General features: G+C 67.0%; 9 protein-coding genes and 1 pseudogene. 9 read left to right on the top strand and 1 reads right to left on the bottom strand.

All coding sequences use genetic code 11. The annotated features are described in order from the left end of the window. The coding region (locus E2651_RS39415; protein ID WP_135336088.1) for an ATP-binding protein at positions 1-297 on the bottom strand (297 nt) is incomplete at its 3' end. 139 nt (positions 298-436) lie between these two features. Between E2651_RS39415 and E2651_RS39410 the strand changes: the two genes are divergently transcribed. The 9 genes and pseudogenes from E2651_RS39410 (at position 437) to E2651_RS39370 (ending at position 7,003) form a co-directional block, all read left to right on the top strand. Then, on the top strand, positions 437-1,309 hold the full coding sequence (locus tag E2651_RS39410; protein ID WP_245239494.1) for a helix-turn-helix transcriptional regulator: 873 nt from the start codon (positions 437-439) through the stop codon (positions 1,307-1,309). Beyond that, positions 1,306-1,578, top strand: coding sequence for a DUF397 domain-containing protein (locus E2651_RS39405; protein WP_135336087.1), 273 nt, complete (start codon positions 1,306-1,308; stop codon positions 1,576-1,578). The genes E2651_RS39410 and E2651_RS39405 overlap by 4 nt, the downstream gene beginning before the upstream one ends. A gap of 25 nt (positions 1,579-1,603) precedes the next feature. Then, a complete protein-coding gene (locus tag E2651_RS39400) occupies positions 1,604-2,062 on the top strand; it encodes a hypothetical protein (RefSeq protein ID WP_135336086.1) in 459 nt (152 codons plus the stop codon). 83 nt (positions 2,063-2,145) lie between these two features. Then, positions 2,146-2,325 (top strand): annotated as a pseudogene (locus tag E2651_RS39395) (MFS transporter); the annotation flags it as partial. A 26-nt stretch (positions 2,326-2,351) separates the two neighbouring features. Next, positions 2,352-3,899 (top strand): recombinase family protein, encoded by a 1,548-nt coding sequence (locus E2651_RS39390; RefSeq protein ID WP_135336085.1) that lies wholly within the window; start codon positions 2,352-2,354, stop codon positions 3,897-3,899. Positions 3,900-4,157: 258 nt separating this feature from the next. Further along, positions 4,158-4,379 (top strand): hypothetical protein, encoded by a 222-nt coding sequence (locus tag E2651_RS39385; RefSeq protein WP_135336084.1) that lies wholly within the window; start codon positions 4,158-4,160, stop codon positions 4,377-4,379. After that, positions 4,379-4,810 (top strand): hypothetical protein, encoded by a 432-nt coding sequence (locus tag E2651_RS39380; RefSeq protein ID WP_135336083.1) that lies wholly within the window; start codon positions 4,379-4,381, stop codon positions 4,808-4,810. Before E2651_RS39385 ends, E2651_RS39380 begins: the two co-directional genes overlap by 1 nt. Before the next feature lie 16 nt (positions 4,811-4,826). Beyond that, positions 4,827-5,636, top strand: a complete 810-nt coding sequence (locus tag E2651_RS39375; protein WP_135336082.1) for a bifunctional DNA primase/polymerase — start codon at positions 4,827-4,829, stop codon at positions 5,634-5,636. Further along, the gene (locus E2651_RS39370) at positions 5,636-7,003 is read left to right on the top strand and encodes a phage/plasmid primase, P4 family (protein ID WP_167829031.1); all 1,368 of its coding nucleotides are present in this window, start codon (positions 5,636-5,638) and stop codon (positions 7,001-7,003) included. Before E2651_RS39375 ends, E2651_RS39370 begins: the two co-directional genes overlap by 1 nt. Positions 7,004-7,101: the final 98 nt, after the last annotated feature.

The raw sequence follows: 7,101 nt of genomic DNA, 5'->3' as shown, positions 1-7,101 counted from the left end.
GTGGCGGTCCGTTCGGGCGTCGGTCACCTCGATACGGAGCGTGGCCGTCTCGGTGAGTGTCAGGGCCAGTCGGAAGCTTCTTCCGGGTACGTGGCCGTGCAGCGCTGCGTTGCTCGCCAGCTCGGCGACGATCTGCTCCGCCGTCTCGAACGGCAGGCCCCACGTGCGGAGTTGTTCGGCCGCGAGCAGCCGTGCCAGGCGGGCGCCTCTGCGCGTGGCGGAGAGCAGGATCGTGAACTGGCGGGTTGGGGTGGCGGTCCGGGTGGTTTCTTGGTTCACGTCACTCAGCGTGGCCATGCGTGCGTACCGTGAACAGCGGTGTGTGCTGTGCGTACCGCGTTTGTCCGGTGCTTGTCCCGGGTTGTCCCGGCTGTCCCGGGTGACGTCTGGGTACGAGTGCGCGTTGGGCTTGGACGGCACGTCGGAGGTGGGCGCGGTGGACGTTGGGCGTGGTGGCGGGGAGCGTAACGACGGGGCGGATGAGCCTGGTTGGGACGTCGACCCCGAGGACGAGATCAGTGCGGTGGTCGAGATGGCGGGTCACCATCTCAAGCTGCGGAGGGAGGCGGCGGGCCTCCGGGTGGCCGAGTTCGGGGAGGCCATCGGGTACGGGGAGGACCTGATCCGGAAGATCGAGCGCGGGGCGCGGATTCCTCGTCCCGAGTATCTGGACAAGGTGGACGAGGTGTTGGGCGCGGGCGGGCTTGTCTCCGCGATGAAGAAGGAGATGCGGGAGGCCCGGTATCCGAAGAAGGTGCGGGAGCTGGCGAAGCTGGAGGAGCGGGCGGTGGAGCTGGGGTTGTACAGCAACCACAACATCCATGGCTTGTTGCAGACGCACGAGTTCGCGCGAGCGCTGCTGGGGACGCGTCGGCCCGCGTACTCGGATGAAGAGCTGGAGCGATTGGTGGCTGCGCGAATGGCTCGCCAGTCGATCTTCGAGCGCTCGCCTGCGCCTGAGTTCAGCTTCGTCCAGGAGGAGGTGACTCTGCGGCGCCCGATCGGAGGGACAATGGTGCTGCGCCAACAGCTCGAACGTCTGTTGGAGGTAGGGGAGTTGCGGAACGTCGAGATCCAGGTAATGCCGACTGCCTGCGGTGACCACCCCGGGACTGGCGGTCGGATCCAGGTGCTGAAGTTCGGGGATGGCACGGCGATGGGGCGGACTGACGATGAGTTTGCTGGCCGTCCGGTCTCCGATCCGAGGCAGATCCGCATCCTCGAACTGCGGTATGGCATCATCCGGGCCCAGGCTCTTTCGCCACCGGAGTCGCTGGCCTTCATCGAGCAAGTGCTGGGAGAGACATGATCCGTAAGGCCTCTGCCGGGGACAGCATCGAGCTGAGCTGGTTCAAGAGCAGTTACAGCAGCGGTAGTGAAGGTGACAGCTGCGTCGAGGTCGCCCTGGAGTGGCGTAAGAGCAGCTTCAGCGACAGCAGTAACGGCGAGGACTGCGTCGAGGTAGCCACCACCCCCGCCACCATCCACCTCCGCGACTCCAAGACCCCCCAGGGCCCCCAACTCGCCTTCGCCCCAACCGCATGGGCCGACTTCGTGACGTACGCATCCGGCAGCTGAAACGGGTGATCGTAAGATTCTTGGCATGAGCAGCCCAAACGATGCCCAGGAACCCGTCTTCGTCCGCAGCAACTGGGGGACGAGCCGGTACGTCTTGAACGCCAACAGCCCTGTGGGCCTGTTCCTCATCGTGGTGCTGCTGCTCGTCGCCGGTGGAGGGGTCTATTACTTCTACGCGAGCACACGGTGGAGCGAGGGCGAGCTGCACGACGCCGTGTACGCGGTCACCGATGAGCTCGACGGGGCGTACGACGGCAGTCCGGACGGACTCGAGAGCGGCTACGGCAGTGGCTATGAGGGGCGCATTGAACGTGCCATCGAGGCCACCGGTGAGGGGCCGACCCATGCGGTCGGACTCCGCGTGCATGAGGCGTCCGACGACCGCTACGAAGTCAGCACCGCCCACACCGAAGACGTGTACTGCATGCACGTCTCGCGCAAGGACTTCCTCGTGAGCGCCGAAGTCACCGACGGCGGCTGCTGAGCGGAGGCGTACGACCAAGGGACCAGAAGGGCACCGACTCCGGACAGGGGTCACCGGTCGTCATGACCCTTACGCTGGCCAGCATGACCGCCCTGGAACCCGGTGACACCGATGTCACCCCCGACGCACCGACACCGATATCGCCGCCCGAGGGGTCCGGGGACGGAGGGGTGCTGGGCAAGCCGTACCGCGCGCTCAGCCTCGGCATCGTCTCCGTCGTTCTGCTCATCGCCTTCGAGGCGACCGCCGTCGGGACTCCCATAGCGTGTTTGTGACGCTACTCTGAGGCATGACCCAACCCGCAGAGCGCGTGAACGCCGCTCTCGCCCGAATCTCCGACGACGACCGGGGCGGCGCCGAAGGCGTCGACAGCCAGCACCTCGAAGTCGAAGAGGACGGCGAGGAAGCCGGATTCCCCATCGGCGCGAAGTACACCGACAACAGCATCAGCGCCTGGGACGGTAGCGAACGCCCCGACTATCAGCGGCTGATGCGCGATGTCTCCCACAACTTGATCGGCAGTGTCCGTGCGACGGCCGCAGACCGGCTGTGCCGTGACGTCCGTGAAGGCATGGACCTGATCGACCTCTTCAACAAGCACAGCGTCCGGCTCTTCACCGTGGCGCGCGGCGAGTACAACCTCAAGCGGGCGGCGGGTCGCGCCGACTTCATCAGCGACGTGAACAGCGCCGCCAAGGAGTCGGGCGTCAAGTCCGAGCGCGTCGGCCTGGCCAGGAAGCGCCAGGCCCGCGCGGGCGCCTACGGCGGTGGCATCCGCCGCTACGGCTGGGGAGTACCCACCGACCGGGTGCGCTCGGTCTGCGTCAACCCGAAGGCGGACCCGGCAGAGCGCGAGTACGTCGACGTCCCGGTGCTCGACATGACCAAGCACCGCGCCGACGAGGCCGCAGAGATCCGGCGGTGGGCTGACGAGCTGCTGGCCGGTGTGACGATGGCGCACCTGCTGCGCGATCTCCGGGTACGCAAGGTGCTCACCGTCTCGCAGAAGGACGGCCGTGTCCTCAAGCGCGGCGGCAAGGTCGTCCAGACCGGCGGCTGGGACAGCAAGACGGTCCGGCGCATCCTCATGGGGCCGCGGGTATCGGGTCACGCGGTGCTGCGCGGCGAGATCGTCAAGTACGACGCGTGGCCCGCGATCATCAGCGAGGAGAAGCGTCAGGCTCTGATCACGCTGCTCGATGACCCGGCGCGGGTCACGACTCCGGGCAACGTGCCGAAGTGGCTGGTCAGCAAGATCGCCACGTGCGGGTACTGCGTGGTCGGCGTCGTCACAGCGCGCGGCGGCTCACGGTCCAAGGGGATCACGTACCGGTGCAACTCGTGCCATAAGGGCAATCAGCTTGCCGAGTTGGTCGACGGCTATGTGGCTCGCGTCGCGATCAAGCGGCTGGCAGGCGACGACCTGGCCGACCTGATCAAGCCGCCACGGCCCGACGTGGATCTGAACGCCTTGCGCGACGAACTCGGGGTGTGTGCAGCGAAGAAGGTCGAGGCCGCGGCGAGCTACGCCCGCGGGGGAATCGACCTGGCCATGCTGGAGACCATCCGGGCGGACCGCGACAAGCGCGTAAGGGAGATCCGGACCACGATGTCCGAGGCGACGGCGGGCAACCCGCTGGCCGACTTCGTGGAGGCGGACACCGAGGCGGCGGCGCAGGCCGTGTGGGCGTCCAAGTCCATCGGCAGGCGGCGCGAGATCGTGCGGCTGCTGATGAGCGTGACCCTACTGAAGGGCGACGCCTACAAGTTGGACCCCGAGACGGTTGTCATCGGCCCCCCTGGAGAGAGGGCCGCGGTACCCGGCGACGCTGCCTGACGCCACATCAATAACACGCGTAACACGGCTTTATGAGGGTCGCCATACCTGCCTTTGGTGCTTCTTGCATTAGGCACGGGGATGCCTCATGGTAGAGGCACAGGTGCGGCAGGGTCATCGGGCCGCACTCAAGAGAAGGCGACGGCCGGATAGGCCTCGCTGGCGCCACTTGCGAAGACTGCGCAGGGCACGAGGTCACTTCTCCGGGCGAACGTGATGGCCACTCACACTGGCCCTCCGCATGCCCGGAGTTTTTGTATGGCTAAAAACGCCATTTCCAAGCCTGTTGCCGAAAGTCGTTCGCGCCTTGGTGCCAAAAGACGGTGGAATCCTGACGCCGATGTGACCGAGGAAAGGCGCGAGCTTAAGGCCGCTCTCCTTGAAGCTCACATCAAGAAGGTTGTCGACTCCCTGCCGCCGCTGAGTGACGAGCAGCGCGCCAAGCTCGCGCTGCTCCTGCGCCCTGAAGCGGGGGCGTGATGTCGAGCAACGACGCGGCCCCCAAGTCGAGGACCTGGGGACCGGTAATCAGCGGCCGGGGCACGGCGTCGCTTACGTCCACGGTAACGGACGATGCCGACGGCGGGCAGGGCTGCGACTTCTGCAATCTCCCCGGTGCGCAGTGGCGTTACCCGTGCCGATCCTTCGCCCGCACCGTCAACGGCAATGACCGTATCCATGTCGCGATGCTGGGCGACTGGTACGCGTGCAGCACCTGCCATCAGATGGTGTCGCGCAATGAGTGGGGGAGGCTTCGGCACCGCACCCTCAAGCGCTACGAGCGCGCTTTCGGGACCAACTCCGCCACCGTGACCGCGGCCATGACCGACCAATTGAACGTCATATGGCTGGCGTTCCGGGCGCACCGTACCGGTGCGGCCGTGCGGATCGGTGGTGGGTCCAGTGAGTGAGGCAACCGCGATTGCCATGACGCCACTCGAAGCCGCTCTCTCATATGCCGCATGCGGCTGGCGGGTAATGGGGGCACGTCCCGGATACAAGCACCCCACCCTGCGCGGCTGGCCGGAGCTGGCCACCACCGACCGCGACACCATAGTTTCGTGGGGCTGGCCCGACGACGCCAACGTCTGCATCATCACCGGGCAGGCGTCGAACCTGTGGGTCTTGGATCTCGACGACAAGAACGGCGCCACCGGTAGCGCGACGCTGGCGGCTCTTGAACGGCAGTACGGCGAACTCCCGCTGACGCGTGCCGTCGGTACCGGGTCGGGCGGCGTTCACTACTACTGGACATACGAGGGCGTGAATTTCGCCCTGGGGAATTCCGCCGGAAAGCTCGGTCCGGGGCTCGACACCCGCGGCGACGGCGGGCAGGTGCCCGCACCGCCGTCAGTGTCGGCCAGTGGTCCGTACGTCGTACTCGACCCGCGCCCGCCGGTGGCGGCGCCGGGGTGGCTGCTCGGCCTCCTGGCCGTGCTGCGCCCTGCGTCTGTCCCGCAGGGGGCGCCCGGTGCCTTCGCGCAGCCGGGCATGACGGGCTCGCCCGCCAAGCGCTTCAGGGGGCTCGTCAGGGCAGTCCTGAAGGCGGAGCAGGGCAACAGGAACCAGTGCCTTGTGTGGGCGGCGTGCAGCAGTGCGGAGATGGTCGCCGCGGGTGAGATCACCGCGGAGCAGGCGACCGAGGCACTGACTCAGGCGGCCGTGAACATCGGTCTCGACCACCGCGAGGCCACGGCGACCATCCGGTCCGGCTTCCGTATGAAGGGTGTCCGATGATGAGCGAGGACACCGAGGCGGCCACGGCGGACCGCATCACCGCATCAGTCGGCATCAACGCGGAGGACCACCGCGGGCAACTCCGCATGGCCGAACGGCTCGCGCAGGAGTACACGGGGCGGCTTCTGCACGTCCACGAGATCGGGTGGCACGTCTGGACGGGGAAGTACTGGGCCCCGGACAGGGACGGCGGCGCGATGCGCAACGTGCGGGACACGCTCAAGGCCGGGCTGCACGAGGCTGCCGAGATGGCTTTCGGGAGTGATGAGAGCAAGAAGCTGTACACCGACGTGCGCACCTGTGAGAGCGCGGCGGGGATGAAGGGTGTCCTCGGTATCGCGTCATGCCTGGACGGCCTCTCTGCGGCCCCCGACCGCCTCAACGAGGACCCGCACTTGTTCAACTGCACGATGGGCACGATCGATCTGCGGAACGGAGCGGTACGCGACCACTCGCCGGCCGACCTGATCACGAAAATCGCGGGCTGCGGCTTCGGAGCCGCGCCGACGTTCGAACGCTTCCTCGGGGAGATCCTGCCCGACGAAGAGGTCAGGGCCTTCGTACAGCGTCTGCTCGGCTACGCGATGCTCGGCACCGTGCGCGAGCACGTCATGGCGATATGGACCGGCAGCGGCAAGAACGGCAAGTCCACGCTGATCGAGACGGTGAAGCGGGCGTTCGGCGGCTACGGGATCACGGCCGAACCCGAGCTGCTGCTTCACCGTGAGGGTGCTCACCCCACGGGACAGGCCGACCTGATGGGCGTGCGACTGGCCGTCATCTCCGAAACGGGCGAGGGGCAGAAGATGTCCGCGAGCACCGTGAAGAGGCTGTGCGGCGGCGACACGATCAGGGCGCGGCGGATGCGGCAGGACTTCATCGAGTTCGCGCCGTCACACACGCTGATCATGCTGACCAACTTCGCGCCCAAGGTGCCCGGTGATGATCCCGCCCTGTGGCGGCGTCTGCTGATGGTGCCGTTTGACGTAGTGATCGCGGAGCCCGACCCGAGCCTCCCCGAACAGCTCGCGCTCGAACTGGACGGCGTGCTCACGTGGTTGTACGAGGGGTACCGCGCGTACCACCAGATCGGGCTGGCGCCGCCGGGTGCGGTGACACGGCGGACGGCGGAATATCAGGCGTCCAGTGACGTTCTGGCGCGCTTCCTGGACGAGCGGACACAGGCGAACGTCAACAGCGCCGTAGGTGCCCGCGAGTTGTACGGCGCGTGGTCCACGTGGTGCCAGGGGAGCGGCGAAGAGGGCGGCAGTGAGGTCGTGTTCGCGGCGGCGATGGCCCGCCACGGTCACGCGAAGCGCAAGAGCGGCAGCATGATCTATCCCGGATTGCTGCTGCTCAGCCAGTAGGCGCAGGCCGCTGACCTGCACAAGGGAGGCTTGGGAGGGCTTCCGGAATCACGCCTTACGTGTATGCGCGTAGGACGAACACAGAAACCCTCCCAACC

Origin of the sequence: Streptomyces sp. MZ04, assembly GCF_004684775.1 — a bacterium.
Classification (GTDB): Bacteria; Actinomycetota; Actinomycetes; order Streptomycetales; family Streptomycetaceae; genus Streptomyces.
This window is presented reverse-complemented; position numbering and strand designations above follow the sequence as displayed.